Raw genomic sequence first — 26,993 nt, 5'->3', positions numbered from 1 at the left:
GAACACTGATGCCCGATTCCGTTGCTGCCAGCCTGCGTCTGGCGCCACAAGCGCTGACCCGTCCATTCTCTGCTGAACAGTTCGCTTTCAAGACCACCAATGATCTGGAACCCTTTCGCGGCGTACTCGGCCAGGAACGTGCCGTAGAGGCCCTGCAGTTTGGCGTGGCGATGCCGCGACCCGGTTACAACGTGTATGTCATGGGCGAGCCCGGCACCGGCCGGTTTTCGTTCGTCAAACGCTACCTCAAGGCCGAAGCCAAGCGTTTGCAGACCCCCTCCGACTGGGTCTATGTCAATAACTTCGACGAACCCCGCGAGCCGCGTGCCGTGGAACTGGCGGCCGGCAGTGCGCAGGCGTTCATCGCCGACATCGCCGGGTTGATCGATAACCTGCTGGCAACCTTTCCGGCGGTGTTCGAGCACCCGACCTACCAGCAGAAAAAAAGCGCCATCGACCGCGCCTTCAACCAGCGCTATGACCGCGCTCTGGATGTGATCGAGCGTCTGGCGCTGGAAAAGAGCATTGCCCTGTACCGCGACAGCTCCAACATCGCCTTCACGCCCATGACCGACGGCAAGGCACTGGATGAAGCCGAGTTCTCCCAACTGCCGGAGGCTGAGCGCGAGCGTTTCCATGAGGACATCGCCGACCTGGAAGAGCGCCTGAACGAAGAGTTGTCGAGCCTGCCGCAATGGAAGCGCGAGTCCAACAATCAGCTGCGCCAGCTCAACGACGAAACCATCATTCTGGCCCTGCAGCCATTGCTGGCGCCGTTGTCGCAGAAGTATGCCGAGACAGCGGCGGTGTGCGCCTATCTGCAAGCGCTGCAGGTCAACCTGATCAAAACCCTGGTCGAGGACCTGGTTGACGATGCCAAGACCGACGCCCAGGCGCGCAAGATGCTCGAAGAGCAGTACAGCCCCAGTCTGGTGGTGGGTCATACCCATGATGGTGGTGCACCGGTGGTGTTCGAGTCGCACCCGACCTATGACAACCTGTTCGGCCGCATCGAGTACAGCACTGATCAAGGGGCGCTTTACACCAGCTACCGGCAGTTGCGCCCCGGCGCCTTGCACCGCGCCAACGGCGGTTTCCTGATTCTGGAGGCGGAAAAGCTGCTGGGCGAGCCGTTCGTCTGGGATGCGCTTAAACGTACCTTGCAGACGCGCAAGCTGAAGATGGAGTCGCCACTGGGCGAATTGGGCCGTGTGGCGACCGTTACCCTTACCCCTCAGGTCATTCCCTGGAGCGTCAAGATCGTCATCATCGGTTCGCGCTCGCTGTACTACACCTTGCAGGACCTGGATCCGGATTTTCAGGAGATGTTCCGGGTGCTGGTGGACTTCGACGAAGAGATCCCGATGGTTGACGAGACCCTGGAGCAGTTCGCCCAGTTGCTCAAGACCCGCACCACAGAGGAGGGCATGGCGCCGTTGACCGCTGATGCGGTTGCCCGTCTGGCCACCTACAGCGCACGGCTGGCCGAGCATCAGGGGCGCTTGTCGGCGAAGATCGGCGACCTGTTCCAGTTGGTCAGCGAAGCCGACTTCATTCGCCACCTGGCCAATGAAGAGTTCACCGATGCTGGGCATATCGAACGGGCCCTCAAGGCCAAGGCCACCCGCACCGGGCGGGTCTCGGCGCGGATTCTCGACGACATGCTGGCCGGGGTCATCCTGATCGACACCGATGGTGCTGCGGTAGGCAAATGCAACGGCCTGACCGTGCTGGAAGTGGGCGACTCGGCGTTCGGGGTGCCGGCCCGGATCTCGGCCACAGTGTATCCCGGTGGCAGCGGTATCGTGGATATCGAGCGGGAGGTCAACCTTGGCCAGCCGATCCACTCCAAGGGGGTGATGATCCTTACCGGTTACCTGGGCAGCCGCTACGCCCAGGAATTCCCGCTGGCGATTTCGGCCAGCATCGCCCTGGAGCAGTCTTACGGTTATGTCGATGGGGACAGCGCCTCATTGGGCGAGGTCTGCACCCTGATCTCGGCGTTGTCGCGCACCCCGCTCAAGCAGTGCTTCGCGATTACCGGTTCGATCAACCAGTTTGGCGAAGTGCAGGCGGTCGGCGGGGTCAATGAGAAGATCGAAGGCTTCTTCCGGCTGTGCGAGGCACGCGGCCTGACCGGCGAACAGGGCGCGATCATTCCGCGTTCCAACGTCGCGACCCTGATGCTTGATGAGCGGGTCTTGCAGGCTGTGAAGGCCGGGCAGTTCCACATCTACGCCGTCAGCCAGGCCGATGAGGCTCTGAGCCTGCTGGTCGGTGAGCCGGCCGGTGCGCCAGACGACAATGGCCAGTTCCCGGAGGGCAGTGTCAACGCCCGTGTGGTTCAGCGGCTGCGTGATATCGCCGAGATGCTCAGCGCTGAAGAGCTAAGTGAAGAACTCGAAAAGGAGCCTGCGCAACTGCAACCTGAACTCAAGGCTTGACCCTATGGGCTGTGATGCCGGACGAAGTTCGCATTCTCCGGCATCCGTTCATCCATCCCTCGCTTACCGTGGGGTTTTTCTTCTATGCTGTTGGATCAATACAGTCGCCAAATGGATTGGCAGGCCGCTGCACCGTTGCAGCTGGCAATCAGCTTGAAGAGGAGGAACTCGCCATGGTGCGACGTCTCTGCCTGACCCGCCAGTGTCTGGGCCTGGTGACCCGGATCGAATGCGTGATCCGGCCACTGGGCGATAACGGCCTGTGGACCCTGCTGTTCGCGGCGGGCATGTCCGGTGAACAACCTTCGGCCATCAAGGCTCAAGGGCCTTTCCAGGGCGCGCGTGCTGCCGAGTCCGTGCTGCAGGCGATTGCCGACAGTCTGGCGTTGAACGGCTATCAGTGTTCTGACGATATCCCGATCTGGAGCCTGCATCTGCAGGGCGAACTGCGCCGGCTCAATACCGATCCGTCGCACTGCCAGCATTCCTCGTTGTTCTAGTGTGGCGCCGCCCTTGATGGGCCGGTGCAGCCGCCGGGCAGTGGTGTTTGCTGCGACATTTTGTCGCGAGCCAAGAGCCATCACTTCTCGCTGATATACTCGCGCGTCTTCTCCCACACCTTGCGAGTTTCAATGGAACGTTTTTTTGAAAATGCCATGTATGCGTCGCGCTGGCTGCTGGCACCGATCTATTTCGGCCTGTCGCTTGGCTTGCTGGCGTTGGGCCTGAAGTTCTTCCAGGAGATCTTCCACGTTCTGCCCAATGTCTTCTCCCTGGCTGAAGCCGATCTGATTCTGGTCCTGCTGTCGCTGATCGATATGGCACTGGTGGGTGGCCTGCTGGTCATGGTGATGATTTCCGGCTACGAAAACTTCGTTTCGCAACTGGATATCGATGAGCACAAGGAGAAGCTCAACTGGCTCGGCACCATGGACTCCTCTTCGCTGAAGATGAAAGTCGCGGCGTCCATCGTGGCCATTTCGTCCATTCACCTGCTGCGGGTGTTCATGGATGCCAGCAATATCGAGACCGAACACCTGAAATGGTACGTGATCATTCACATGACCTTCGTGATTTCGGCATTTGCCATGGGCTATCTGGACAAGCTCACCAAGCATTAATGACAGGGTTGCGCTGGCAGCGATAGGGGCTGGCGGCGCAATTATGCTAGGCTGCTCGCCCTTTTATCCGGGGTGTTCGAGTGGCCTGCCGGTCAGTCGGACGTTCCACATGCGGAGCAGCATCATGTCCGAAGTCAATCTGTCTACCGACGAAACCCGCGTCAGCTACGGCATTGGCCGCCAGTTGGGCGATCAACTGCGCGACAACCCGCCGCCAGGTGTGGATCTGCAAGCCATCATCACCGGCCTGACCGACGCCTTCAACAACCAGCCAAGCCGTGTGGGTCAGGAAGAGCTGTCCTCGGCGTTCAAGGCGATTCGTGAAGTCATGCAGGCTGAAGCGGCTGCCAAGGCCGAAAAAGCCGCCGCCGCTGGCGTCGCCTACCTGGCCGAGAACGCCAAGCGTGAAGGCGTGACCACTCTGGCGTCGGGCCTGCAATTCGAAGTGCTGACAGCGGGTGATGGCGCCAAGCCGACCCGTGAAGACCAGGTGCGTACGCACTACCACGGCACCCTGATCGACGGCACTGTATTCGACAGCTCCTACGATCGTGGTGAGCCGGCCGAATTCCCGGTGGGCGGCGTGATCGCTGGCTGGACCGAGGCCCTGCAACTGATGGGTACCGGCAGCAAATGGCGCCTGTACGTGCCGAGCGAACTGGCCTACGGCGCGCAAGGCGTGGGCAGCATCCCGCCGCACAGCGTGCTGGTGTTCGACGTCGAGCTGCTGGCTGTTCTGTAAGCCGTTGCCGAGTCTGCTGAACGCGCCGTTGCGGCTCGTTCAGCAGCCAGGCGTGTCAAGCTTCATCACGCCGTTCCAAACTCACCCATCGGGCGCAACGCTCGCGCATAGCAAAACAGAAACAGGTTTCGCACCAGCTCCTTGAGCACCACCGGCTCGCTGGAGTTGAGGACATTGACGTCCAGATCACCTTGTTCACGTAACTCTTCCAGAGCGTCCTGTTCCAGTACGGCGCAGACTTCACCTGTCTCGCGATGAAGAATCCGCAGGTAAGGGTGCGGGCGATCCAGCCATGCATCGATCAAATAAGTCATATTCCATCTCCTGTTCCGATGAGGTGAGAATAATTCCTATTACGATAATAGCAAGCCTCTATTGAGATTAATTCGCATTTTCTGTCGAGCGGTTGACGCCGGGCAATAAAAAGCCCGTCACAAGGACGGGCTCTTGGTGGTACGTGCTGACGGTCAGTGGGTACGCGCGACAGCGAACTCGCTGAGTTCAACCAGCGCATCGCGGTACTCGCTGGGCGGCAAGGCTTCCAGGCAGGCGATGGCGCGGGCTGCATAGTCGCGCGCCAGTTGCGCGGTGTAGTCCAGGGCGCCTGCGCTTTCTACGGCATTACGGATGCTTTCGAGGTCTTCCAGGCCGCCTTTCTGAATGGCCTGGCGAACCAGGGCTGCCTGTTCGGCGGTGCCTTCACGCATGGTGTAGATCAGCGGCAGGGTCGGCTTGCCTTCAGCGAGGTCGTCGCCAACGTTCTTGCCCAGGGTTTCGGCGTCGCCACGGTAGTCGAGCAGATCGTCCACCAGTTGGAATGCCACGCCCAGATGGTCGCCGAAGGTCCGCAGCGCTTCACTCTGGTCGGCACTGGCGCCGCACAGGGCTGCTGCACTGTGGGTCGATGCTTCGAACAGCATGGCGGTCTTGCCGCGGATCACTTCCATGTAGATTTCTTCAGTGGTGCTGGCGTCGCGTACTTTCGACAGCTGCAGCACTTCACCTTCGGCAATCACCCGAGTGGCTCTGGAGAGAATCTGCATGACCGGCATCGAACCCAGTTCGACCATCATTTCGAACGAGCGCGAATACAGGAAGTCACCGACCAGCACGCTCGGCGCGTTGCCCCACAGGGCATTGGCTGTCGAGCGGCCACGGCGCATGCCGGACATGTCGACCACATCGTCATGCAGCAGGGTGGCGGTGTGCAGAAATTCGATGGTGGCGGCCAGCAGGCGCAGGTCGTCGCCTTGATGGCCCAGGGCTTTGCCGCCCAGCAACACCAGCAACGGACGCAGCCGTTTGCCTCCGGCGGAGGTAATATAGTCGCCGATCTTCGAGACCAGCGGTACACGCGACGTCAGTTGCTTCTTGATGATCAGGTCAACGGCAGTAAAGTCGTCCGCCACCGCGCGGTAGAAGGCTTGGGGTTGCATCAGCGACAGGTGCTCCACATAGGTTGCGCCGCATGCTAGGTTGCGGGTACAGGTGTGTCAAGGTATGCAAGCCCGGCCCTTGCAAGGTAATCACCGCTTGCGTACAATCGCGCACCCTTACTTTCTTGGGCATTACCTGCCTTACGCAATTGCATCGAGGTCTCCAGCCTGATGCAGCCATGCCAGCCGACACTATTCCTATAAAGAGCTGGGTGAGCAGGATTTTCGGAGAGACACCATGTCTTACGCAGTTATTGTTACCGGCGGCAAGCAGTACAAAGTCGCCCCAGGTGAATACCTGAAAGTTGAAAAACTGGAAATCGCCACTGGCGAATCCGTTACTTTCGACCGCGTTCTGCTGGTCGGCAACGGTGACGACGTCACCATCGGTGCTCCAGTTGTTGCTGGCGCTACCGTTGTAGCCGAAGTGGTTTCGCAAGGTCGTCACGACAAGGTTCGTATCATCAAGTTCCGTCGTCGTAAGCACCACATGAAGCGCCAGGGCCACCGTCAGTGGTACACCGAGATCAAAATCACCGGTATTCAGGCGTAATCCAGCCTAATCCTCATTTGGAGAATTGACTCATGGCACACAAAAAAGCCGGCGGTAGTACCCGCAACGGTCGCGACTCAGAAAGTAAACGTCTTGGCGTTAAAATCTACGGCGGCCAGGCAATCATTCCGGGCAACATCATCGTTCGTCAGCGCGGCACCGAGTTCCACGCTGGCTACGGCGTTGGCATTGGCAAGGACCACACCCTGTTCGCGAAAGTGGAAGGCACTGTGAAGTTCGAAGTCAAAGGCGCCTTCGGTCGTCGTTACGTGAGCATCGTTCCGAAGGCTGAAGCCTCGGTAGCGTAATCACGCAGTTGCATGAAAAGCCCCGTCCTGCGACGGGGCTTTTTCGTTTTGGTGGTGGTGAGTCTCTTGCAAAACGGTTTTTGCAGGCGCTTGTGATACGGGCCTTTCGGCTCGCCGTTTTCTGATCGGTGTCGCAGTGCTATTTTTGCAAGAGGCTTATGAATTCATGTGGTTCGGCTCGTCCTTGTGGCGGGAGCAGGCGTTATGAAATTTGTTGATGAAGTATCGATTCGGGTAAAGGCCGGTGACGGCGGCAACGGTTGCATGAGCTTCCGGCGTGAAAAGTTCATCGAGAACGGCGGTCCCAACGGCGGTGACGGTGGTGACGGTGGCTCGGTGTACATGGTCGCTGACGAAAACCTCAATACCCTGGTGGATTACCGCTACACGCGGCATTTCGATGCCCAGCGCGGTTCCAACGGTGGCAGCACGGACTGCACCGGTGCCAAGGGTGAAGACCTGTTCCTGCGCGTGCCGGTCGGCACCACGGTGATCGACGCCGGTACCCAGGAGGTTATCGGCGACCTGACCAAGGCCGGTCAGAAGCTGATGGTCGCTCAGGGCGGCTGGCACGGCCTGGGCAACACCCGTTTCAAGTCCAGCACCAACCGTGCGCCACGCCAGACCACTCCGGGCAAACCGGGCGACCAGCGTGACCTGAAGCTGGAGCTCAAGGTGCTGGCTGACGTCGGCCTGCTGGGCCTGCCGAATGCTGGCAAGAGCACCTTCATTCGCTCGGTATCGGCCGCCAAGCCAAAGGTGGCGGATTATCCGTTCACCACGCTGGTGCCGAACCTTGGGGTGGTCAGTGTCGACCGCTGGAAGAGCTTCGTCATCGCCGACATTCCGGGGCTGATCGAAGGTGCTTCGGACGGCGCGGGCCTGGGGATTCGTTTCCTCAAGCACTTGGCGCGTACCCGTCTGTTGCTGCACCTGGTGGACATGGCGCCGATGGATGAAACCAGCCCGGCCGACTCGGCCGAGGTGATCATCAATGAGCTGATCCGCTTCAGTCCGGCGCTGGCTGATCGCGACCGCTGGCTGGTGCTGAACAAGTGCGACCAGTTGCTCGAAGATGAGCAGGAGCAGCGCAAGCGCGAGATCGTCGAGCGGCTGGGCTGGACCGGCCCGGTTTATGTGATCTCGGCCATCGCCCGCGAAGGCACCGAGCGTCTGTCGCGCGACATCATGCGTTACCTCGAAGACCGTGCTGATCGCCTGGCCCATGACCCGGCTTATGCCGAAGAGCTGGCCGAGCTGGATCAGCGCATCGAAGACGAGGCGCGTGCCCAGTTGCAGGCGCTGGACGACAAGCGTGCCCTGCGCCGCAGTGGCGTGAAAAGCGTCGATGATGTCAGTGATGACGACGATTGGGGCGATGATCTGGATGACGAAGACGGCCCGGAAATCATTTATGTCCGTGACTGATGGCGGGTCGTAACTTGCAGTAAACTAACGCCGCTTTCGAGCGGCGTTTTCGTGCCCTGAAAGCCGAATTGAAAAACTCTCTGGCTAAGGTTGGATGATGATGCGCAGCAAAGTGACGGGTGCCCGGCGCTGGGTCGTGAAGATTGGCAGTGCGTTGCTGACTGCTGATGGCAAGGGCCTGGATCGCTCGGCAATGAGTGTCTGGGTTGAACAGATGGTGGCGCTGCATGAGGCGGGCGTCGAACTGGTGCTGGTGTCCTCCGGGGCGGTGGCGGCCGGGATGAGCCGTCTGGGCTGGACGACCCGACCGAGTGCCATGCATGAGCTGCAGGCGGCAGCGGCTATCGGCCAGATGGGGCTGGTGCAGGCCTGGGAGTCGAGCTTTGCCGAGCATGACCGGCACACTGCGCAGATTCTTCTGACCCACGACGACCTGTCGGACCGCAAGCGTTATCTCAACGCCCGCAGCACCTTGCGTGCGCTGGTCGAGCTGGGGGTGGTGCCGGTCATCAACGAGAACGACACGGTGGTCACCGATGAGATCCGCTTCGGTGACAACGACACCCTGGCGGCGTTGGTGGCAAACCTGGTCGAGGCCGATCTGCTGGTCATCCTGACGGATCGTGACGGCATGTTCGATGCCGACCCGCGTAACAACCCTGATGCCCAATTGATTCTTGAGGCGCGTGCCGATGATCCGGCGCTGGACGCCGTTGCCGGTGGCGCAGGCGGTGCGCTGGGGCGTGGCGGTATGCAGACCAAACTGCGCGCTGCGCGTCTGGCGGCGCGTTCCGGTGCGCACACCGTGATCGTCGGTGGGCGCATTGAGCAGGTGTTGGCGCGGCTCAAGGCCGGCGAGCAACTCGGCACCCTGTTGTCGCCGGAGCGCGAAATGCTTGCGGCGCGCAAGCAGTGGCTGGCCGGGCATCTGCAGACCCGTGGCACGCTGGTGCTCGATGATGGCGCGGTCAGCGCGCTGGCCTCGGATAACAAGAGCTTGCTGCCGGTCGGCGTCAAGCTGGTCCAGGGCAGTTTCCGGCGCGGCGAGATGGTTGTCTGTGTGGCGCCGGATGGTCGTGAAGTGGCGCGTGGGCTGAGCAACTACAGCGCCGTCGAGGCGCAGAAGATCATCGGTCAATCGTCTGATGCCATCGTTCGGGTGTTGGGCTACATGGCTGAGCCTGAGTTGGTACATCGCGACAATCTGATTCTGGTGTGAGGTGGTTCATGCGCGTGTTCAGGCTGGGAATCGGATTGTTGCTGGCCTGGCCGCTGCTGGGCTGGTCCTTGCAGGCTGCTGCTGAAGAGATTGGTCAGGTGTCGACGGTTTTTAAACTGCTCGGCGCCAACGACCGGATTGTGGTCGAGGCATTCGACGATCCCAAGGTCGAGGGCGTGACCTGCTACCTGTCGCGGGCCAAGACCGGTGGGGTCAAAGGCAGTCTGGGGCTGGCAGAGGACCGCGCTGAGGCGTCGATTGCCTGTCGTCAGGTCGGGCCGATCCGCTTCGAGTTGCCGCTCAAGGATGGTGAAGAGGTGTTCAAGGAGCGTACCTCGCTGGTGTTCAAGACCATGCAGGTGGTGCGCTTTTTGGACGAGAAGCGCAATACGCTGGTGTATCTGGTCTACAGCGACCGCCTTATCGAAGGCAGCCCGCAAAATGCGGTGACTGCGATTCCGATCCTGCCGTGGCGTGAGGCTGAAAAGCCTTAGCAGGCTGTACCTGACCTGAGCGGCAATCTCCGGACCCTGCAAAACCGTCATTATTTGGCAATGCCGTAGTAGTAAATTGCCGGTATTACAGGGCATGGATGTTTTGCAGTGATCCGGAGGTCATTTTCCTCGCTCAGCTCTCTGCAGCTGTTGTTGCTGGCATTTTGTGCTGTGACCCTGGCATTTCTCTGGGTGCGGCACTTTCAGCATCAAGCCTCCTCTGCTGATGAAGCGCTGGCTGCCAAGGCGGCAGAGCATCTGAATCTGGCTGCAATAGCCGGGCAGAATCTGCGCCAGCTGGTCGATCGGGCCCAGGTCATTGGTGAGGTCGTGCGTGACGATTTCGGTGACACGGCCAATAGTCGGCAGGGGCTGGTGCGCATGCTTGCCGAAGATCCGGTGTTCAAGCGCATGAGCCTGTATGGTCTGGATGGGCGGCTGCTGTCTGCCAGTCATATGGATGAACCGAGCCGCTTGCCGGCGCTGTGGCTTGAGCAATTGGCCGAGCACTCTACGCAATACGGGTTCAAACCGTTGTTGCCGCTCGTTGCCCGCGCGCAGGATGCGCCTTCGCTGCCCAGTTGGCGCTTACCGTTCATGTTGCCGTTGGTTGACTCTGCAAGCGGTACGCTCAATCGCATTCTGGTCGTGCAGCTGGATATCGGTTATCTGGCAGCACTGTTCGAGCGTATTGATCTGGGGAGCAGCGGCATGATGCGCTTGCTCGATGGTGCGGGTCAGGAGTTGCTGCGCATCAACAGCAGTGGGGTGGTGGTGGGTGGCGGCGCGCTTGAGCCGGGCTTTGCCGCTGTGCAGGAGCTTTCCGGGCAGTTGCTGCAGCAGGCTGGCCCAAGCCACTACCAGAGTCTGTATGTGCGCCTGCCGGAGCGCGGCTTTACCGTGGTGGTCAGCCAGGGTGTCGACGAAATCCTGCACGCCTCGCGTGAGTCGTTTCGTGGTCGGCTATGGCTGAACCTGAGCATGACGCTGCTGCTTCTGGGCTGCCTGTTGTGGACGCTGCGCCTGCTGCGCAAGCGCCAGGACGCCTTTGTTGCTTTGGAGCAGGCCCAGCAAGCCAATCAGGCGTTGATTGCCCGGCTTGAAGAGGAGCACCGGCGTAGCAGCCATGCGGCCGCCACTGATCATCTCAGTGGTTTGCATAACCGCCGCCAGTTGCTCAAGGTCGCCATGCGGGCGCTGGGCAAGGGGCAGTTGATGGCGGTGCTGTTTATCGACATGGACCGTTTCAAGTCGATCAATGATTCGCTGGGTCACGAGATTGGCGACTTGCTATTGCAGGCGGTCGCCGGGCGGATCAGTTGGATGCTTGGGCCTGGAGACGAAGCCTCGCGTTTTGGTGGTGATGAGTTTGTCGTGCTGCTGGCCGGTGAGCGTAATGAGCGGCAGATAGATGCCTGGGTGCGTGCGTTGGTGCAGAAGTTGTCGGCACCCTACAGCCTGGCTGAGCATATGCTCAGTACCAGCCCTAGCGTCGGAGTAAGCCTGTATCCGCGTGATGGGCAGGCGGTCGATGAGCTTATTCGTGCTGCTGATGCAGCCATGTATCTGGCCAAGCGGGCCGGGCGCGGCCAGTACCGGTTCTTCGATGCCTCGCTGAATGTCGAGGAGGGCGAAAGTTTTGCGTTGGAGCAGGCTTTCGTCGAGGCGCTGCAGGGGCGGCAGTTCATTCTTCATTACCAGCCCCAGATGCGCCTGGATGATATGTCGCTCAGCAGCTGCGAGGCGCTGGTGCGCTGGCAGCATCCGGTGCTCGGGTTGCTTTATCCGGATCGGTTTATCGCATTGGCCGAGCGCAGTGGTTTTATCGTCGAGCTGGGCTGGGAAGTGCTGCGTCTTGCCTGTGAAATGATGGCGCAGTGGTATGCGCGAGGGCAGCCGATTCGTCTGGCGGTCAATGTGTCGGCCATTCAGTTGCGTCAGGCCGATTTTAGCCAGAGGGTCCTTGATGAGCTCGACAGGCATGCCCTGAAGCCTGAGTGGCTTGACCTGGAAATTACCGAAACGGCCGTGCTGGAAGACGAAAACCTGGCGGTCGAGCATCTTCGTCGTCTGCGTGATGCAGGCTTGAACATCAGTCTTGATGACTTTGGCAAAGGTTATGCGGGGTTTGCCCACCTGCAAGCGTTGCCATTGACCAAGTTGAAGCTTGATCGTGCGCTGATTGCGTCCTTGTCGGGCGTCATGGATGACAGCCCGATTGTGTCGTCGACCCTCATCCTGGCCAAGCGTCTGGGGCTTGAGGTGGTTGCGGAGGGAGTGGAGACCCGCGAGCAGATGCTTTACCTGAAGCGGGTGGGCTGCGATTTCGCCCAGGGTTATTACTTCAGCCGACCGCTGTCGTTGCAGCAGTTGAGTGAGTACGTGCCGTTAGTCGATCAGTTGGAGCAGGTATGCGTGGAATAAGAGTCGTGTCGACGTTGCTGCTGCTCTGGCTGTTCACTGTGCAGGCTTATGCCCAGTGTCAGCAAAAGAGCTTGCGAATGGCGGTCATACCCAAGAAAGGTATGGATGTGCTGCTGCATGAGTACCGGCCGCTGCTGGATCAGTTGAGCCTGAAGTTGAGCATGCCGGTGGAGATCGTTGCGTCTTCTTCTTATGAGAGCGTTGTCGATGCGATCGTCTCGGGCGGGGTGGATATCGCCTGGCTGGGGCCGGCCTCTTATATCCTGGCGCATGGTCGTGATCCGCGTATCGAGCCGTTTGCCAGCCTGACCATTGATGGCGGGTATTTCACGCCGCCGGGGCATCATTATCAGGCGCTGTTGTTGGTGCGTGCCAGCGAGTTCGACAGCCTTGAGGCGCTGCGTGGCAAGACGGTCGCCTTGAGTGATCCGGTCAGTACCTCGGGCAGCCTGATCCCGAACGCCGAGTTTGCCCGGCTGACCGGTCTGCCGCTTGCGCAGTTTTTCGGTTCGGTGAGCTACTCAGGCTCGCATGACAAATCCCTGGATGCGTTGCTGGGCAAGCGCATTGACGCGGTGTTCGTGGCCAGCGTGCGCGCCGATGCCTATCTGCGCGAGGGGCGCATGCAGCAAGACAGCTTGCGCGTGCTGTGGCGTTCAGAGCCGATTTACTACGACCCCTACGTTTTTAGCGGCAGCCTGTGTGATGAGTTGAAGCGCGCTATTGGCTCGGTAATGCTGGGCGACAGGGCGGTGCTGGGCGACTTTCTGAAGTCGCAGGGGGCGTCTGGGCTGGCGCCGGTCAGTCATGCCGAGTACGCGCCGCTGCAACAGTTGATGGAGGGCAGATAGAAAACGCGGGCATAAAAAAACCGACCCTCAGGTCGGTTTTTTCAAGAACAGGTCAATCAGGCGGCTTCTTTCAGGGCCTTGATGTGACCGTTCAGGCGGCTCTTATGACGAGCAGCCTTGTTCTTGTGGATGATGCCTTTGTCGGCCATACGGTCGATGACAGGCACAGCCAGAGTGTAAGCAACTTGTGCTTTTTCTGCGTCTTTTGCGTCAATGGCTTTAACTACATTCTTGATGTAGGTACGAACCATGGAACGCAGGCTGGCGTTGTGGCTGCGACGCTTCTCAGCCTGTTTTGCACGTTTTTTGGCGGAAGGTGAGTTGGCCACCGTCAAGCTCCTCGAAAGACTGTTATGAAATAGCTAACAAATAAGGCCGCGAATCATGCCGATGTGCCCAATGAATGTCAAGGGCGGATACAAGTTTACGCCGAGTGGTCTTGCGCCTTGCCGGTGATTCATTTCCGGCGCCGGGGCTGTACACTCGCGGACTTTGGCTTCGGGCTTTTTTGGGCCGCGGAGTATCGCATAAATGGACGACAGCAAACAGCGTCCTTTGCTCGAGGCGAATTGTTGCGCTAATGAATCTGCTCAAGTCACTGGCTGCGGTCAGCTCCATCACCATGTTGTCCCGGGTTCTGGGGTTCGTGCGCGATACCATCATCGCCCGGGCGTTCGGTGCCGGGATGGCCACCGATGCGTTTTTCATCGCTTTCAAGCTGCCCAACCTGCTGCGGCGAATCTTTGCCGAGGGGGCGTTTTCGCAAGCATTCGTGCCGATCCTGGCCGAGTACAAGAACCAGCAGGGCGAGGAGGCGACCCGCACCTTCATCGCTTATGTCTCGGGGCTACTGACCCTGGCCCTGGCGGTGGTGACCCTGCTCGGTGTGCTGTTTGCGCCCTGGATCATCTGGGCGACAGCGCCGGGCTTTGCCGACACGCCGGAAAAGTTCGCCCTGACCTCCGACCTGCTGCGGGTGACCTTTCCTTATATATTGCTGATTTCGCTGTCTTCGCTGGCGGGGGCGATTCTCAATACCTGGAATCGCTTTGCCGTGCCGGCCTTTGTGCCGACCCTGCTCAATGTCAGCATGATCGTGTTTGCACTGTTGCTGGTGCCGTACTTCGATCCGCCGATCATGGCGCTCGGTTGGGCGGTCCTGGTCGGTGGCCTGCTGCAGCTGCTTTATCAGTTGCCGCACCTCAAACGCATCGGGATGTTGGTGCTGCCGCGCCTGAACCTGCGTGATGCGGGTGTCTGGCGGGTGATGAAGCAGATGCTGCCGGCGATTCTCGGCGTGTCGGTCAGTCAGATTTCGCTGATCATCAACACCATATTCGCCTCTTTTCTGGTGGCAGGCTCGGTGTCATGGATGTATTACGCCGACCGCCTGATGGAGCTGCCGTCCGGCGTGTTGGGTGTGGCGCTGGGCACCATCCTGTTGCCGATCCTGGCCAAGACCTACGCCGACCGTGACCGTCATGAGTATTCGCGGATTCTCGACTGGGGGCTGCGCCTGTGCTTTGTGCTGGTATTGCCCTGCACCCTGGCGCTGGGGCTGATTTCCGAGCCGCTGACGGTTGCGTTGTTCCAGTACGGCAAGTTCGATGATCACGACGCGCTGATGACCCAGCATGCGCTGATTGCCTATTCGGTTGGCTTGCTGGGGATCATCCTGATCAAGGTGCTGGCGCCGGGGTTCTACGCGCAACAGAATATCCGCACGCCGGTGAAAATCGCGATTTTCACGTTGATCGTCACTCAATTGCTCAACCTCGCGTTTATCGGGCCCTTGCAGCATGCCGGCCTGGCGCTGGCGATCAGTGTCGGCGCGACGATCAATGCCTTGTTACTGTTCTGGCAACTGCGTCGTCAGCAGTTGTTCCAGCCGCAACCGGGCTGGCCGCTGTTCCTGCTCAAACTGTGCGTGGCGGTCGCTGTCATGGCCGGCGTGCTGCTGGGGGTGATGCAGTTGATGCCGGCCTGGGCAGAGGGCGGTATGCTCGAGCGCTTCGTTCGTCTGGGGATTCTGGTTGCGGCCGGGGTCGTGGCCTACTTTGCCATGCTGCTGTTGCTGGGCTTTCGCCTGAAGGATTTTGCCCGCAAGGCGATCAACACGTAACGTGCCTGTCGTCCTTGTCCCTCTGTAGGTATAATCGGCCACTTTATGAGCAAGATGTGCGTTATGCAGCTGGTTAGAGGCCTTCACAACCTGCGCCCCCAGCACCGGGGTTGCGTCGCCACGATTGGCAACTTCGACGGTGTACACCGCGGCCACCAGGCTATCCTGGCGCGCCTGCGTGAGCGCGCCGCCGAACTGGACCTGCCCAGCTGCGTGGTGATCTTCGAGCCACAGCCGCGCGAGTTTTTTGCCCCCGACACCGCGCCGCCGCGTCTGGCGCGGTTGCGTGACAAAGTCGAGCTGTTGCGCTGCGAAGGCGTTGATCAGGTGCTGTGCCTGTCATTCAATCAGCGCTTGAGCAAGCTCAGCGCTACCGAGTTCGTCGAGACCATTCTTGTCGATGGCCTCGGTGTGAAGCACCTTGAAGTGGGCGACGATTTTCGTTTTGGCCATGACCGTTCAGGTGATTTCGATTTTCTGCAACGTGCCGGCACCGCCCATGGGTTCAGTGTCGAAGCGGCGCAAACCGTCGAGATCGACGGCCTGCGGGTCAGTAGCACCAAGGTACGCAAGGCGCTGGCCAGCGCCGACTTCGACCTTGCCGAACAACTGCTGGGCCGCCCGTTCGCGATTTCCGGGCGCGTCCTGCATGGCCAGAAGCTGGCCCGCCAGCTCGGTACGCCGACCGCCAATGTGCAGCTCAAGCGCCGCCGCGTGCCGCTGAGCGGGGTCTATCTGACCAGCACCCTGATTGACGGTCAGGTCTGGCCGGGGGTTGCCAATATCGGCGTGCGTCCGACCGTGGCCGGCGATGGCAGTGCCCACCTCGAGGTGCATCTTCTGGATTTTGCCGGTGATCTCTATGGCCGGCGTTTGACGGTGGTTTTCCACCAAAAGCTGCGTGATGAGCAGCGCTTTGCCTCACTGGAGGCGCTCAAGACGGCGATCAATGCGGATGTCGCCGCCGCCCGTGCCCATTGGCATGGCCAACCGCTAACCAAGAGCCTGAAATGACCGACTACAAAGCCACGCTAAATCTTCCGGACACCGCCTTCCCGATGAAGGCCGGCCTGCCCCAGCGCGAACCGCAAACCCTGCAGCGCTGGGACAGCATTGGCCTGTACCAGAAGCTGCGCGAAATTGGCAAGGACCGTCCCAAGTTCGTCCTGCACGACGGTCCGCCCTATGCCAACGGCAAGATTCACATCGGTCATGCACTGAACAAGATCCTCAAGGACATGATCGTGCGTTCCAAGACCCTGGCCGGTTTTGACGCGCCTTACGTGCCCGGCTGGGACTGCCACGGCCTGCCGATCGAGCACAAGGTCGAGGTCACCCACGGCAAGAACCTGTCGGCCGACAAGACCCGTGAGCTGTGCCGTGCCTATGCGGCCGAGCAGGTCGAGGGCCAGAAGGCCGAGTTCATCCGCCTGGGTGTGCTGGGCGAGTGGGACAATCCCTACCTGACCATGAACTTCGCCAACGAAGCCGGAGAAATCCGTGCACTGGCCGAAATGGTCAAGGGCGGCTTCGTATTCAAGGGCCTCAAGCCGGTCAACTGGTGTTTCGACTGCGGCTCGGCCCTGGCTGAAGCGGAAGTCGAGTATCAGGACAAGAAGTCGCCGACCATCGACGTCGCCTTCCCGATTGCCGACGACGCGAAACTGGCTGCCGCTTTCGGTCTTTCGGCGCTGCCCAAGCCTGCGGCCATCGTGATCTGGACCACCACCCCGTGGACCATCCCGGCCAACCAGGCGCTGAACGTTCACCCTGAATTCAACTATGCGTTGGTCGATACCGGTGAGCGCCTGCTGGTGCTGGCTGAAGAGCTGGTCGAGGCGTGCCTGGCGCGCTACAAGCTCGAAGGTTCGGTGATCGCCACCGCCACCGGTAAAGCGCTTGAGCTGATCAATTTCCGCCATCCGTTCTACGACCGTCTGTCGCCGCTGTACCTGGCCGAGTACGTCGAGCTGGGTGCCGGCACCGGTGTGGTACACAGTGCCCCGGCCTACGGCGTAGACGACTTCAATTCGTGCAAGCACTACGGCATGAGCAACGATGACATCCTCAGCCCCGTGCAGAGCAACGGCGTGTATGTCGAGTCGCTGGAGTTCTTCGGTGGCCAGTTCATCTTCAAGGCCAACCAGAACATCGTCGACAAGCTGGCTGAAGTCGGCAACCTGATGCACACCGAGACCATCAGCCATAGCTACATGCATTGCTGGCGGCACAAGACCCCGCTGATCTACCGTGCTACGGCACAGTGGTTCGTCGGCATGGACAAGCAGCCGGCTGCCGGTGCCAGCCTGCGCGAGCGTTCGCTCAAGGCCATCGACCAGACCAAATTCGTCCCGGCCTGGGGCCAGGCGCGTCTGCATTCGATGATCGCCAACCGGCCTGACTGGTGCATCTCGCGCCAGCGCAACTGGGGCGTGCCGATTCCGTTCTTCCTGCACAAGCAAACCGGCGAACTGCATCCGCGCACTGTCGAGCTGATGGAGCAGGTCGCCCAGCGCGTCGAGCAGCAAGGCATCGAGGCCTGGTTCAAGCTTGACGCTGCCGAGCTGCTCGGTGACGAGGCGGCCAGCTACGACAAGATCAACGACACCCTCGACGTGTGGTTCGACTCCGGCACCACGCACTGGCATGTACTGCGTGGCTCGCACAATATCGGCCACGACAGCGGCCCGCGCGCCGACCTGTACCTGGAAGGCTCCGACCAGCACCGCGGCTGGTTCCACTCCTCGTTGCTGACCGGTTGCGCCATCGACGGTCATGCGCCGTACCGCGAGCTGCTGACCCACGGCTTCACGGTCGACGAGAACGGCCGCAAGATGTCCAAGTCGCTGGGCAATACCATCGAGCCGCAGAAGGTCACCGACACGCTGGGCGCCGATATCCTGCGCCTGTGGGTTTCGGCCACCGACTACTCCGGCGAAATGGCCGTTTCCGAGCAGATCCTGCAGCGCAGTGCCGACGCCTACCGGCGGATCCGCAATACCGCGCGCTTCCTGCTGTCGAACCTGTCCGGCTTCAACCCGGCCACCGACCTGCTGCCGGCTGAAGACATGCTGGCGCTGGACCGTTGGGCGGTGGATCGCACCCTGCTGCTGCAGCGCGAGCTCGAAGAGCACTACGGCGAATACCGCTTCTGGAACGTCTACTCGAAGATCCACAACTTCTGCGTGCAGGAGCTGGGCGGTTTCTACCTCGACATCATCAAGGACCGTCAGTACACCACGGGCGCCAACAGCGTCGCGCGGCGTTCCTGCCAGACCGCTCTGTTCCACATCTCTGAAGCGCTGGTGCGCTGGATCGCGCCGATCCTGTCGTTCACGGCCGACGAGCTGTGGCAGTTCCTGCCGGGCGAGCGCAACGAGTCGGTGATGCTCAACACCTGGTATCAGGGCCTGAGCGAACTGCCTGCCGGCTTCGAGCTGGACCGCGCCTACTGGGAGCGGGTCATGGCGGTGAAGGTTGCGGTCAACAAGGAAATGGAAAACCTGCGCGCTGCCAAAGCCATCGGCGGCAACCTGCAGGCCGAAGTGACCCTGTACGCCGAAGAGGCGCTGAGTGCCGATCTGGCCAAACTCGGCAACGAGCTGCGGTTCGTCCTGATCACCTCTACTGCCACCGTCGCGCCGTTCGTTTCGGCGCCGGCCGATGCAGTAGTGACCGAAGTCGAAGGGCTCAAGCTCAAAGTGGTCAAGTCCGGGCACGCCAAATGCGCCCGCTGCTGGCATCACCGCGAAGACGTGGGCAGCCACGCCGAGCATCCGGAAATCTGCAACCGCTGCGTAGACAACATCAGCGGTGCCGGCGAGGTGCGTCACTATGCCTGACTCGGGGCTGGATAAGGGCACCGGCCGGTTCGGCCGGCTGTCCTGGTTATGGCTGAGCCTGCTGGTCCTGATCGTTGACCAGGTCAGCAAGTACTACTTCGAGAACTCGTTGAACCTGTACCAACAGATCATCGTGATTCCGGATTACTTCAGCTGGACCCTGGCATATAACACCGGCGCAGCGTTCAGCTTCCTGGCGGACGGCGCCGGCTGGCAGCGCTGGTTGTTCGCCGTGATTGCGCTGGTGGTCAGTGCGGTGCTGGTGGTCTGGCTCAAGCGCCTGGGGCGCGATGAGACCTGGCTGGCGGTCGCCCTGGCACTGGTGCTGGGCGGCGCCATCGGCAATCTCTACGACCGCGTCGTGCTGGGCCATGTGATCGACTTCATTCTGGTGCACTGGCAGAACCGCTGGTACTTCCCGGCGTTCAACGTGGCCGACAGCGCGATCAGCGTCGGCGCGGTGATGCTGGCGCTGGATATGTTCAAGAGCAAGAAAAGTGAAGAGGCTGTTCATGACTGAACAATCATCAGCGGGCGATATCCGTATCGGCCAGAACACCCAGGTGACGCTGCACTTTGCCTTGCGCCTGGAAAACGGCGACACCGTGGACAGCACCTTCGACAAGTCGCCAGCGACCTTCAAGGTCGGCGACGGCAACTTGCTGCCAGGCTTTGAAGCGGCGATCTTCGGCTTCAAGGCCGGTGATCACAAAAGCGTGCGCATCCCGCCCGAAGGTGCCTTTGGTCAGCACAACCCGCAAAACGTGCAAATCATGCCACGCTCGCAGTTCGAGGGCATGGAGCTGTCCGAAGGGCTGCTGGTGATTTTCAACGATGCCGCCAATACCGAGTTGCCGGGTGTGGTGAAGGACTTCGATGAGCAGCAGGTGACCATCGATTTCAACCATCCGCTGGCCGGCAAGACCCTTGATTTCGAAGTGCAGATCTTCGAAGTCGTGGCGCTGGATTCGTAACGTTTTTCGCGGCTGAAGCCGCTCCTGCGGGAGCGGCAAAAGCTGCGCACCCTATACAGCCAAAGGCTGCCGAGGCCAACATGCAAATCAGACTCGCCAACCCCCGCGGCTTTTGTGCCGGTGTGGACCGTGCGATCGAAATCGTCAACCGGGCCCTGGAAGTGTTCGGGCCGCCGATCTATGTGCGCCACGAAGTGGTCCACAACAAGTTCGTCGTCGAGGATCTGCGCTCGCGTGGGGCCATTTTCGTCGAGGAACTGGACCAGGTTCCGGATAACGTCATCGTCATCTTCAGTGCCCACGGTGTATCCCAGGCTGTGCGTAGCGAGGCGGCCAACCGCGGCCTGAAGGTCTTTGATGCCACCTGCCCGCTGGTCACCAAGGTGCACATCGAGGTGGCCAAGTACAGCCGCGATGGCCGTGAGTGCATCCTGATCGGCCACGCCGGCCATCCGGAAGTCGAAGGCACCATGGGCCAGTACGATGCCAGCAATGGCGGGGCCATCTACCTGGTGGAAGATGAGCAGGATGTCGCCAGGCTTGAGGTCAGCAATCCCGAGCGCCTGGCATTTGTGACCCAGACCACGCTGTCGATGGATGACACCAGCCGGGTGATCGACGCCCTGCGGGCGCGCTTCCCGGCTATCGGCGGGCCGCGCAAGGATGACATCTGCTACGCCACCCAGAACCGCCAGGATGCGGTCAAGCAACTGGCTGACGAATGCGATGTGGTGCTGGTTGTAGGCAGCCCCAACAGTTCCAACTCCAACCGTCTGCGCGAGCTGGCCGAACGCATGGCGACCCCGGCCTACCTGATCGATGGCGCCGAAGACATGCAGCGCAGCTGGTTCGACGGGGTGCACAACATCGGTATTACTGCTGGCGCGTCGGCGCCGGAAGTGCTGGTGCGCGGTGTGATCCAGCAGTTGCAGGAGTGGGGCGCCAGCAGCGCTCAGGAACTCGATGGCCGCCCGGAAAACATCACCTTCTCGATGCCTAAAGAGCTGCGGGTCAAGTCGGTGACCTGATACGCCCTCAAGGTCTGCCCTCAAAGTACAGCTCAGCCGCATAGCGGCTGATCGGTTTGCCGCTCCACCACCCTCACATTCCCGGTAATCGCCACCACCACCCGGTAGTGGCTGACCGGCTGGTCTCTGAGGCACACGTGGATGGTGCCGTTGCCGCCGCCGCGCAAACCGCCCAGCTCGCTGAATGTGAGCTTCTGTGCGACCTTGCTATTGCCCACGATCCGCAGCTTGCCATTGAGCACCCGCTCCAGCAGCACCGGCCCATCCGGCCGTTGTTGATTGTGCTCGGCGATGATCTGCCAGCCCTGGCTCCAGTCCTCGCCAACTGCCTGAATACTGACCTGCTGATGGCGGGTGATTGCCGCGACCCTTGCGGCGCGTATACCGCCGGCCAGCTCGCGGGCCGCCACCAGCCGTTGTTGCGCTTGCCACAGGTCGCTCAGGCCCGGCGCTGCCAGCCCGCTCAGAATGCTCAGAACAATCAGGGCAATCAGTAGCTCCAATAGCGTGAAACCGCTCTGTTTCATCGATCTTCCCTCCTTGGAAGAAAAGCTGACACTCGTCAGTCGTAAATGACCGTATATCCTTGTAACGGTTGTTCGGTGTTGCAGCCGCTTTATAGTCGTATCGTCAAGGAGACACTTAATGCCTCGTTCCGCCAAGGGATTCAGCCTGATCGAATTGTTAGTCACTGTGTCTCTGGTGGGAATTCTGGCGGCCGTTGCCATCCCGGGGTTCAGCAGCATGATCCAGAACAACCGCGCCGAGACTGAAGTCAGCGACCTGCAGCGGGCGCTCAATTATGCGCGGCTGGAGGCGATCAACCGTGGCATGACGATCCGCATCGCGCCGGTCAGCGGCGCCGACTGGACCGCCGACCTGCGAATCACTGACACAAAAACCAACCCGACCACCCTCAGGACCCTGAGCGGCATGAGTGCCGGTGCGGCGCTGGCCACCGGCAATGTGGCAGCCATCGAATTCAACAACCTCGGCGGGGTGGCGACACCGGCCAGCCAGGTGACCATGACCTACACTCGCGGCACGATCAGCAAGGCGTTGTATGTCTGCCTGACCGGAAGAATCGTTTTGAATGGAAGCTGCGGATGACCAAGACCTGTCGCGCTGCCCAGGCGGGCATGACCCTGATCGAGGTGCTGATCTCGGTGCTGATTCTGGCCATCGGCCTGCTGGGCGCCGCTGCTATTCAGCTCAATGCGCTCAAGTACACCGACAGTGCCGCGATGACCAGCCAGGCCAGCTTCATTGCCTATGACATGATGGATCGCATCCGGGCCAACGTGATCGGCAACGCCACCTCCAATGGCTCCGCCAATGTGCTCGCCAGCTATGGGTTGTCGAGCCTGTCGGCGGCGCCAGCGCCCGGAAACGATGTGCGCTCTGTGGACCTCGCTGACTTCAAGAACAATATCACCGACTTTGCCGGCACCGATGGCGCGCAAAGCAAGATTGTCATTAACGGCCAGGAGGTCACCATCACCATTTACTGGAATGACCGCCGTGCCCAGCAGCCTGAAGACCTGGCCAGCGGAGCGACGCCTGCTGCGGCGGCTGCACGCAGCTTCGTACTTACCTCACGCATCGGGGTCGGGGTGACGCCATGAAGCGCCGTTCACAAGGGTTCGGTCTCATCGAAATCATGGTGGCGCTGGCGCTCGGGCTGGTGGTCAGTTTCGGGGTGGTGCAGATTTTCATTGCCGCGCGCACGACCTTTTCCAGTCAGAACTCGGCAGCGCGCCTGCAGGAAGACGCACGCTTCGTGCTGAGCAAGATGATCCAGGAACTGCGCATGACCGGCATGTACGGCTGCCTGAGCTTTGGCAGTTACATCCCGGTACCGCCAGCGATTGAGTGGCCGACGGCGCTTAACACCCCGATCCTCTGGGACAACACCACCAACACCCTGACCATTGTCACCGCCGACATCGGTACGGCCGGGGTCGCGCCGAACTGGACCATCCTTTCCGATTGCCAAACCTCGTCTCAGCTTTACGCCGGTTCCAGGGCGCCGGCTGCCGGCCAGACAGCATTCCCGCTGCGGCAACTGGTCTACAGCTACAGTGCCAATAACGGCACCCTGAGCATCAAGGCCGGTACTGCCTCTACCCAGCCTGCCCAGCCCTTGCTGCAGAATATTGTGGCTTTCGAGGTATCGTTCGGCATGACCGGCAGCCCCATGACCTACACCAACACCATCAGCGCGGGCAGTTCCGCCAACATTCGCAGCGTGCGCTTGAAACTGACCCTTAGAGATTCTGAGGCGCGGGTCGAAGACCAGACTTACAGCGCTGTCGCCTACTTGCGTAACCGGTTCTGAGAGGGGATGCGATGAACACCAACCGCTTGCAGCGCATGCCCCGGTTTATCCAGCGTCAGCACGGCATGGCCTTGCTGGTCAGTCTGATCTTTTTGCTATTGCTGACGATGCTGGGCATTGCCTCCATGCAAAGCGCCACCCTGCAGGAGAAGATGGCTGGCAGTGTCACCCTGCGCAATACTTCGTTCCAGACCGCCGAGGCAGTGCTGCGCTTGGGGGAGACGGCGATCATGGCCAGCAACTTCAGCATGGCCAAGTGCAACTCGCCCGCCAATTGTCTGCCGCCAGCCGAGTCAACCAGCCTCACCACTGCCGGCACGGGCGCATCGGGGGTGCTGTGGGTGGCGGCCGGTGGTGGCTTCTACGGTATTCAGAACCTGGGTACTACCACCACACCGATCAGTCGCCCGCCGACCTGCCAGGCTGGCAGTTCGGTAACCATGTACCGGGTCACTGCGGTGGTCATTCAGGGCGCTTCGCGAACCGTGCTGGAGAGTATCTATGCCAATTGTTGAGGCGGTGTCGCGCGCCGGTAAGTACCTGGCGGGCCTGCTGTTGGGGTTATACGTTGCTGCCCCGGCCTATGCATTCAACCCGGCTCAGGTACCGCTGCTCAGTGCGCCAGCGGTCACCCCGAACGTCATGCTTCAGGTCGACAATTCGGGCAGTATGGACACCATCATCACGGCGTCCGGCTACAACCCCTCGGCAACATGGGGGCCGGTCTACACACCGGTGTACAGCTGCTTTCTGATTTTCTGCGGCTACAGCCAGGGCAACCCGATCAGTAACGGCACTGCCGATTACGTGTTTGTCGGCAACCTGAGCAGAACCGGTTGCAGCGGTGGGGCCTACGCGTTCTACCGTAATGCCAACTCCATCCATTGCATCACCCTGGCTGACCCGGCAGGGTCGGGCAATACCCGTTATCCGATCACCTACTTGTCGTATCTGGTGTCGGAACTCAACGCCGGCCGCAGCGTTTCCGGCATCCCGACCCAGAGCCGCCTCAATAGCGCGATTTCCGTGGCCCAGGGGCTGGTGCAGAACAACCGTGCCCTGCGCATCGGCCTGGCCGGTTACAACCCGCCCATCAGCGGCGACCCCGGCCCTGGCGGCAGTATCAAGCAATCGGTGGCCGACTTGTCAGCGGTGCCGGCCACGGCCTACCAGAGCGCGGTGAGCCAACAGACTGCCGACACCAACTACAACAACCTGCGCAATGCGATCGGCGCCCTGCGCGCCGAGGCCAACACCCCATTGGCCGAAACCTATTATCAGGTCACCCGCTACATGCGCGGCCTGTCGCCTTCGCCGTCTTACAGTGGGGCGCCAACGACCTTCACCAGCCCCATCCAGTACCGCTGCCAGAAAAACTATGGCGTGGTCATCACTGATGGCTTGCCCACCTACGACCGGACCTTTCCGGGCAACGATCCTGATGACCCCAGCGGCTGGCTGCCCAACTGGGACCGGATCAGCAACGACGGGCCGAACCTGACCGGGGATGACGAGGGCGATACCCTGTACCTCGATGACATCGCCAAGTTTGCCTATGACATCGACATGCGCCGCGACTCGCGCACCCCCGGTGGCGACCTGACCGGCAAGAGCTGGGACACCGGCGGCTTCCCGGTGCAGAACATGAGCACCTATACGATTGGCTTTACCCTGGATAACCAGATGCTGATCGATGCCGCTGACGAGAACCACGGGCGCGGCAAATACTTCCAGGCCAATGACAGCGCTGGCCTGAACAGCGCCCTGAGTCTGGCGCTGGGCGATATCTATGCCAAGGTCGGCTCGGGCGGCGGCGCCTCGGCCAACTCAGCGGTACTGCAGGCCGGCACCCGCTTCTACCAGACATTCTATGACCCGACCGACTGGCACGGCACCGTGCGTGCCTACAACCTCAATGCCACCACCGGTGCGCGGGGCTCGCAGATCTGGACCACCGACACCACCATGACCGGCAGCACCGCCGCGACGACCTTTGAGTCATGGAGTACCGGTACAACGCCGGCGCGGATCAGCCTGGATTACGCCAACTTCTCGCCGGCGCAACAGGCGGTGCTCAACGCCAACCTGCCCAGCGGCGTGACGGGCGCCAACCTGATCAACTGGGCCAAGGGTACGGCCAATGCGTCGTTGCGCAGTCGCAGCCTGCTGTTGGGCGATATCGTCAACTCCACGCTGGCGGTGGCGTTGCCCGGTGACAAGACCGCCAGTGACCTGCTCGGCGATACCTCGTATACGGCCTACCTGCAACTCAAGTCAGCCAACATGAGCAGCAGCGTGCTGGTCAATGCCAACGACGGTTTTTTCAACGTGCTCGATGCCGGTTCGGGCCAGCGCCGTTATGCGTTCATGCCTTCGACGGTGCTGCCTTCACTGTCGACCATCGCCTCGACGTCCTATGGTTCGGGCGTGCACAAGTTCACGGTTGACGGTCAGGTGGCGGTATTCGATACCCAGGCCGGTGGTTCCTGGCGCACCGTGGCCTACGGTGGTACCGGGGCCGGTGGCAAAGGTTATTTTGCAGTCAAGCTGTTCGAGGGCATCAGCAACGCCATCAGCGCACTCTGGGAGGTCAAGGCCCCTGACACCTCCACACCCAGCAACCGCTTCAACAACCTGGGCTACGCCTATTCCCGGCCTGAGGTGGCACGGATGGCCGATGGCACGGGCATCATGGTGGTCGGCAATGGCTACGGCAGCTTCACCGAGCGCGCCTCGCTGTATGTGATCAACGCCAATACCGGTGCGTTCATCGCTGAAATCCAGACCCCGCAGTTGAATAACGAGACCGATAACGGCCTGTCGTCGGTCAAGCTGGTGGTCAACGCCCAGAATGTGGTGCAGGCTGCTTATGCTGGCGACCTCAAAGGCCGTATGTGGAAGTTCGACCTGAGCGCTGCCAACCCCTCCAGCTGGAGCCTGGCTTTTGGCGGTCAGCCGCTGTTCACTGCGCCGTTAGGGGCTGCCCAGCCTATTACCGTGCAGCCGCTGATTCTTGATCATCCGCAGAACGGCAAGCTGATCTATTTCGGCACCGGCAAATTCAGCGAGACCACTGACAAGCAAACCACCGCGCAACAGGCGTTCTATGCCATCTGGGATGCCAGCGGTGGCACCGGCAATTTTGTCCAGGCCAACCTGCAGGTGCAGAACATCACCGGCACGGTGACTGGCAGCAACGCGACCTATTTCAGTGTCAGCAGAAATAACGTCGACTGGTCGACCCGCAAAGGCTGGTATCTGCCGCTGGCCACGGCTGCCCCTTATCTGGGGGAACGGGTCATCTTTCCTGCGCAGAGCAGCCGCAGCAGGATCATCTTCAGCACGGCAGCCGTGAACTCAACCGATCCTTGTGAAAGTACCGGTACCGGCCGGGTGTTCGTGCTCGATGCCGCCAGCGGCGGCATGTTCAACTATCCGGTGCTCGACACCACAGGTGACGGGATGATTACCAGCGCCGATGCCATGGTGGGTGGTCTGGCGGTCGGCAGCGGGATCCCGATTGTCAATGCGTTGCTATCGAGCACAGCAGGTGGTAACGACGCTATGGTAACCACTGACAGCAGCGGCATGGTCCGCAATGACGCGCTTGGCGGTGGCCCGGCCAACGTATTCCAACGCATCATGTGGCGACAGATTCAGTAGAGAAGG

26 protein-coding genes are annotated in these 26,993 nt (G+C 60.8%); 22 read left to right on the top strand and 4 right to left on the bottom strand.

Annotated features, from left to right (window positions below):
- The first annotated feature begins 8 nt into the window (after positions 1 to 8).
- From NJC40_RS02720 to bamJ, 4 genes are all read left to right on the top strand, one after another.
- Complete coding sequence (locus NJC40_RS02720) at positions 9 to 2,444, top strand: Lon protease family protein (RefSeq protein WP_253142366.1); 2,436 nt, start codon at positions 9 to 11, stop codon at positions 2,442 to 2,444.
- A gap of 173 nt (positions 2,445 to 2,617) precedes the next feature.
- Complete coding sequence (locus tag NJC40_RS02715; RefSeq protein WP_045483706.1) at positions 2,618 to 2,944, top strand: PA4575 family protein; 327 nt, start codon at positions 2,618 to 2,620, stop codon at positions 2,942 to 2,944.
- A gap of 132 nt (positions 2,945 to 3,076) precedes the next feature.
- Positions 3,077 to 3,565 carry a TIGR00645 family protein gene (locus NJC40_RS02710; RefSeq protein ID WP_045483703.1) on the top strand — a complete coding sequence of 163 codons (489 nt, stop codon included), beginning with the start codon at positions 3,077 to 3,079 and terminating at the stop codon, positions 3,563 to 3,565.
- Positions 3,566 to 3,689: 124 nt separating this feature from the next.
- Complete coding sequence (bamJ, locus tag NJC40_RS02705; protein WP_045483700.1) at positions 3,690 to 4,307, top strand: BamJ family beta-barrel-assembly machinery protein; 618 nt, start codon at positions 3,690 to 3,692, stop codon at positions 4,305 to 4,307.
- Between the two features lie 65 nt (positions 4,308 to 4,372).
- Here bamJ and NJC40_RS02700 read toward each other — a convergent pair whose 3' ends face one another.
- Both NJC40_RS02700 and NJC40_RS02695 read right to left on the bottom strand, forming a co-directional pair.
- Entirely contained in the window at positions 4,373 to 4,621 is a 249-nt protein-coding gene (locus tag NJC40_RS02700; protein ID WP_045483697.1) for a PA4570 family protein, read from the bottom strand.
- Positions 4,622 to 4,774: 153 nt separating this feature from the next.
- Positions 4,775 to 5,743 (bottom strand): polyprenyl synthetase family protein, encoded by a 969-nt coding sequence (locus NJC40_RS02695; RefSeq protein ID WP_253142365.1) that lies wholly within the window; start codon positions 5,741 to 5,743, stop codon positions 4,775 to 4,777.
- Between the two features lie 238 nt (positions 5,744 to 5,981).
- Between NJC40_RS02695 and rplU the strand changes: the two genes are divergently transcribed.
- The 7 genes from rplU to NJC40_RS02660 all read left to right on the top strand — a co-directional run bounded on the left by rplU (position 5,982) and on the right by NJC40_RS02660 (position 13,020).
- Complete coding sequence (gene rplU / locus NJC40_RS02690) at positions 5,982 to 6,296, top strand: 50S ribosomal protein L21 (protein ID WP_045483694.1); 315 nt, start codon at positions 5,982 to 5,984, stop codon at positions 6,294 to 6,296.
- Positions 6,297 to 6,328: 32 nt separating this feature from the next.
- Positions 6,329 to 6,604, top strand: coding sequence for a 50S ribosomal protein L27 (gene rpmA / locus NJC40_RS02685; protein ID WP_045483692.1), 276 nt, complete (start codon positions 6,329 to 6,331; stop codon positions 6,602 to 6,604).
- A 204-nt stretch (positions 6,605 to 6,808) separates the two neighbouring features.
- Positions 6,809 to 8,032: an Obg family GTPase CgtA gene (cgtA, locus tag NJC40_RS02680; protein ID WP_045483690.1), complete on the top strand. Its 1,224-nt coding sequence runs from the start codon at positions 6,809 to 6,811 to the stop codon at positions 8,030 to 8,032.
- Between the two features lie 100 nt (positions 8,033 to 8,132).
- Positions 8,133 to 9,251, top strand: a complete 1,119-nt coding sequence (gene proB, locus NJC40_RS02675; RefSeq protein ID WP_253142372.1) for a glutamate 5-kinase — start codon at positions 8,133 to 8,135, stop codon at positions 9,249 to 9,251.
- 8 nt (positions 9,252 to 9,259) lie between these two features.
- Positions 9,260 to 9,745, top strand: coding sequence for a CreA family protein (locus NJC40_RS02670; protein ID WP_045483688.1), 486 nt, complete (start codon positions 9,260 to 9,262; stop codon positions 9,743 to 9,745).
- A 108-nt stretch (positions 9,746 to 9,853) separates the two neighbouring features.
- Positions 9,854 to 12,169 carry a putative bifunctional diguanylate cyclase/phosphodiesterase gene (locus tag NJC40_RS02665; protein WP_253142364.1) on the top strand — a complete coding sequence of 772 codons (2,316 nt, stop codon included), beginning with the start codon at positions 9,854 to 9,856 and terminating at the stop codon, positions 12,167 to 12,169.
- The gene (locus NJC40_RS02660) at positions 12,157 to 13,020 is read left to right on the top strand and encodes a phosphate/phosphite/phosphonate ABC transporter substrate-binding protein (RefSeq protein ID WP_253142363.1); all 864 of its coding nucleotides are present in this window, start codon (positions 12,157 to 12,159) and stop codon (positions 13,018 to 13,020) included. Before NJC40_RS02665 ends, NJC40_RS02660 begins: the two co-directional genes overlap by 13 nt.
- 56 nt (positions 13,021 to 13,076) lie before the next feature.
- Here NJC40_RS02660 and rpsT read toward each other — a convergent pair whose 3' ends face one another.
- Positions 13,077 to 13,349, bottom strand: a complete 273-nt coding sequence (rpsT, locus tag NJC40_RS02655; RefSeq protein ID WP_045483684.1) for a 30S ribosomal protein S20 — start codon at positions 13,347 to 13,349, stop codon at positions 13,077 to 13,079.
- Positions 13,350 to 13,600: 251 nt separating this feature from the next.
- Between rpsT and murJ the strand changes: the two genes are divergently transcribed.
- The 6 genes from murJ to ispH all read left to right on the top strand — a co-directional run bounded on the left by murJ (position 13,601) and on the right by ispH (position 20,986).
- Positions 13,601 to 15,142, top strand: a complete 1,542-nt coding sequence (gene murJ, locus NJC40_RS02650) for a murein biosynthesis integral membrane protein MurJ (protein WP_253116204.1) — start codon at positions 13,601 to 13,603, stop codon at positions 15,140 to 15,142.
- A 63-nt stretch (positions 15,143 to 15,205) separates the two neighbouring features.
- On the top strand, positions 15,206 to 16,156 hold the full coding sequence (ribF, locus tag NJC40_RS02645) for a bifunctional riboflavin kinase/FAD synthetase (RefSeq protein WP_253142362.1): 951 nt from the start codon (positions 15,206 to 15,208) through the stop codon (positions 16,154 to 16,156).
- Positions 16,153 to 18,984, top strand: a complete 2,832-nt coding sequence (gene ileS, locus NJC40_RS02640) for an isoleucine--tRNA ligase (protein ID WP_253142361.1) — start codon at positions 16,153 to 16,155, stop codon at positions 18,982 to 18,984. The genes ribF and ileS overlap by 4 nt, the downstream gene beginning before the upstream one ends.
- Complete coding sequence (gene lspA / locus NJC40_RS02635; protein ID WP_253142360.1) at positions 18,977 to 19,504, top strand: signal peptidase II; 528 nt, start codon at positions 18,977 to 18,979, stop codon at positions 19,502 to 19,504. The genes ileS and lspA overlap by 8 nt, the downstream gene beginning before the upstream one ends.
- Positions 19,497 to 19,958 carry an FKBP-type peptidyl-prolyl cis-trans isomerase gene (locus NJC40_RS02630; protein ID WP_045483670.1) on the top strand — a complete coding sequence of 154 codons (462 nt, stop codon included), beginning with the start codon at positions 19,497 to 19,499 and terminating at the stop codon, positions 19,956 to 19,958. Before lspA ends, NJC40_RS02630 begins: the two co-directional genes overlap by 8 nt.
- Before the next feature lie 80 nt (positions 19,959 to 20,038).
- Positions 20,039 to 20,986: a 4-hydroxy-3-methylbut-2-enyl diphosphate reductase gene (gene ispH, locus NJC40_RS02625; protein WP_045483668.1), complete on the top strand. Its 948-nt coding sequence runs from the start codon at positions 20,039 to 20,041 to the stop codon at positions 20,984 to 20,986.
- A 32-nt stretch (positions 20,987 to 21,018) separates the two neighbouring features.
- Here ispH and NJC40_RS02620 read toward each other — a convergent pair whose 3' ends face one another.
- On the bottom strand, positions 21,019 to 21,513 hold the full coding sequence (locus NJC40_RS02620; protein ID WP_253142359.1) for a GspH/FimT family pseudopilin: 495 nt from the start codon (positions 21,511 to 21,513) through the stop codon (positions 21,019 to 21,021).
- A 118-nt stretch (positions 21,514 to 21,631) separates the two neighbouring features.
- Between NJC40_RS02620 and NJC40_RS02615 the strand changes: the two genes are divergently transcribed.
- The 5 genes from NJC40_RS02615 to NJC40_RS02595 are packed head-to-tail and all read left to right on the top strand — an operon-like array spanning position 21,632 to position 26,987.
- Positions 21,632 to 22,096, top strand: coding sequence for a GspH/FimT family pseudopilin (locus tag NJC40_RS02615; protein ID WP_045483664.1), 465 nt, complete (start codon positions 21,632 to 21,634; stop codon positions 22,094 to 22,096).
- Positions 22,093 to 22,611: a type IV pilus modification protein PilV gene (gene pilV, locus NJC40_RS02610; RefSeq protein ID WP_253142358.1), complete on the top strand. Its 519-nt coding sequence runs from the start codon at positions 22,093 to 22,095 to the stop codon at positions 22,609 to 22,611. Before NJC40_RS02615 ends, pilV begins: the two co-directional genes overlap by 4 nt.
- Positions 22,608 to 23,324: a PilW family protein gene (locus NJC40_RS02605; protein WP_253142357.1), complete on the top strand. Its 717-nt coding sequence runs from the start codon at positions 22,608 to 22,610 to the stop codon at positions 23,322 to 23,324. Before pilV ends, NJC40_RS02605 begins: the two co-directional genes overlap by 4 nt.
- A gap of 11 nt (positions 23,325 to 23,335) precedes the next feature.
- Positions 23,336 to 23,839, top strand: coding sequence for a pilus assembly PilX family protein (locus tag NJC40_RS02600; protein WP_045483655.1), 504 nt, complete (start codon positions 23,336 to 23,338; stop codon positions 23,837 to 23,839).
- The gene (locus tag NJC40_RS02595; RefSeq protein ID WP_253142356.1) at positions 23,826 to 26,987 is read left to right on the top strand and encodes a pilus assembly protein; all 3,162 of its coding nucleotides are present in this window, start codon (positions 23,826 to 23,828) and stop codon (positions 26,985 to 26,987) included. The genes NJC40_RS02600 and NJC40_RS02595 overlap by 14 nt, the downstream gene beginning before the upstream one ends.
- Positions 26,988 to 26,993 lie beyond the last annotated feature (6 nt).

Source organism: Pseudomonas sp. 21LCFQ02, assembly GCF_024129895.2.
Taxonomy (GTDB): domain Bacteria; phylum Pseudomonadota; class Gammaproteobacteria; order Pseudomonadales; family Pseudomonadaceae; genus Aquipseudomonas.
The sequence above is the reverse complement of the archived record's forward strand: the minus strand, read 5'-3'. Positions and strand labels throughout refer to the sequence as shown.

What these genes read in the sequence shown, in the direction of transcription:
- NJC40_RS02720 (WP_253142366.1), top strand. Translation starts at nt 9, where the DNA reads ATGCCCGATTCCGTTGCTGCCAGCCTGCGTCTGGCGCCACAAGCGCTG.
- NJC40_RS02715 (WP_045483706.1), top strand. Translation starts at nt 2,618, where the DNA reads ATGGTGCGACGTCTCTGCCTGACCCGCCAGTGTCTGGGCCTGGTGACC.
- NJC40_RS02710 (WP_045483703.1), top strand. Translation starts at nt 3,077, where the DNA reads ATGGAACGTTTTTTTGAAAATGCCATGTATGCGTCGCGCTGGCTGCTG.
- bamJ (WP_045483700.1), top strand. Translation starts at nt 3,690, where the DNA reads ATGTCCGAAGTCAATCTGTCTACCGACGAAACCCGCGTCAGCTACGGC.
- NJC40_RS02700 (WP_045483697.1), bottom strand. Translation starts at nt 4,621, where the DNA reads ATGACTTATTTGATCGATGCATGGCTGGATCGCCCGCACCCTTACCTG.
- NJC40_RS02695 (WP_253142365.1), bottom strand. Translation starts at nt 5,743, where the DNA reads ATGCAACCCCAAGCCTTCTACCGCGCGGTGGCGGACGACTTTACTGCC.
- rplU (WP_045483694.1), top strand. Translation starts at nt 5,982, where the DNA reads ATGTCTTACGCAGTTATTGTTACCGGCGGCAAGCAGTACAAAGTCGCC.
- rpmA (WP_045483692.1), top strand. Translation starts at nt 6,329, where the DNA reads ATGGCACACAAAAAAGCCGGCGGTAGTACCCGCAACGGTCGCGACTCA.
- cgtA (WP_045483690.1), top strand. Translation starts at nt 6,809, where the DNA reads ATGAAATTTGTTGATGAAGTATCGATTCGGGTAAAGGCCGGTGACGGC.
- proB (WP_253142372.1), top strand. Translation starts at nt 8,133, where the DNA reads ATGCGCAGCAAAGTGACGGGTGCCCGGCGCTGGGTCGTGAAGATTGGC.
- NJC40_RS02670 (WP_045483688.1), top strand. Translation starts at nt 9,260, where the DNA reads ATGCGCGTGTTCAGGCTGGGAATCGGATTGTTGCTGGCCTGGCCGCTG.
- NJC40_RS02660 (WP_253142363.1), top strand. Translation starts at nt 12,157, where the DNA reads ATGCGTGGAATAAGAGTCGTGTCGACGTTGCTGCTGCTCTGGCTGTTC.
- murJ (WP_253116204.1), top strand. Translation starts at nt 13,601, where the DNA reads ATGAATCTGCTCAAGTCACTGGCTGCGGTCAGCTCCATCACCATGTTG.
- ribF (WP_253142362.1), top strand. Translation starts at nt 15,206, where the DNA reads ATGCAGCTGGTTAGAGGCCTTCACAACCTGCGCCCCCAGCACCGGGGT.
- ileS (WP_253142361.1), top strand. Translation starts at nt 16,153, where the DNA reads ATGACCGACTACAAAGCCACGCTAAATCTTCCGGACACCGCCTTCCCG.
- lspA (WP_253142360.1), top strand. Translation starts at nt 18,977, where the DNA reads ATGCCTGACTCGGGGCTGGATAAGGGCACCGGCCGGTTCGGCCGGCTG.
- NJC40_RS02630 (WP_045483670.1), top strand. Translation starts at nt 19,497, where the DNA reads ATGACTGAACAATCATCAGCGGGCGATATCCGTATCGGCCAGAACACC.
- ispH (WP_045483668.1), top strand. Translation starts at nt 20,039, where the DNA reads ATGCAAATCAGACTCGCCAACCCCCGCGGCTTTTGTGCCGGTGTGGAC.
- NJC40_RS02620 (WP_253142359.1), bottom strand. Translation starts at nt 21,513, where the DNA reads ATGAAACAGAGCGGTTTCACGCTATTGGAGCTACTGATTGCCCTGATT.
- NJC40_RS02615 (WP_045483664.1), top strand. Translation starts at nt 21,632, where the DNA reads ATGCCTCGTTCCGCCAAGGGATTCAGCCTGATCGAATTGTTAGTCACT.
- pilV (WP_253142358.1), top strand. Translation starts at nt 22,093, where the DNA reads ATGACCAAGACCTGTCGCGCTGCCCAGGCGGGCATGACCCTGATCGAG.
- NJC40_RS02605 (WP_253142357.1), top strand. Translation starts at nt 22,608, where the DNA reads ATGAAGCGCCGTTCACAAGGGTTCGGTCTCATCGAAATCATGGTGGCG.
- NJC40_RS02600 (WP_045483655.1), top strand. Translation starts at nt 23,336, where the DNA reads ATGAACACCAACCGCTTGCAGCGCATGCCCCGGTTTATCCAGCGTCAG.
- NJC40_RS02595 (WP_253142356.1), top strand. Translation starts at nt 23,826, where the DNA reads ATGCCAATTGTTGAGGCGGTGTCGCGCGCCGGTAAGTACCTGGCGGGC.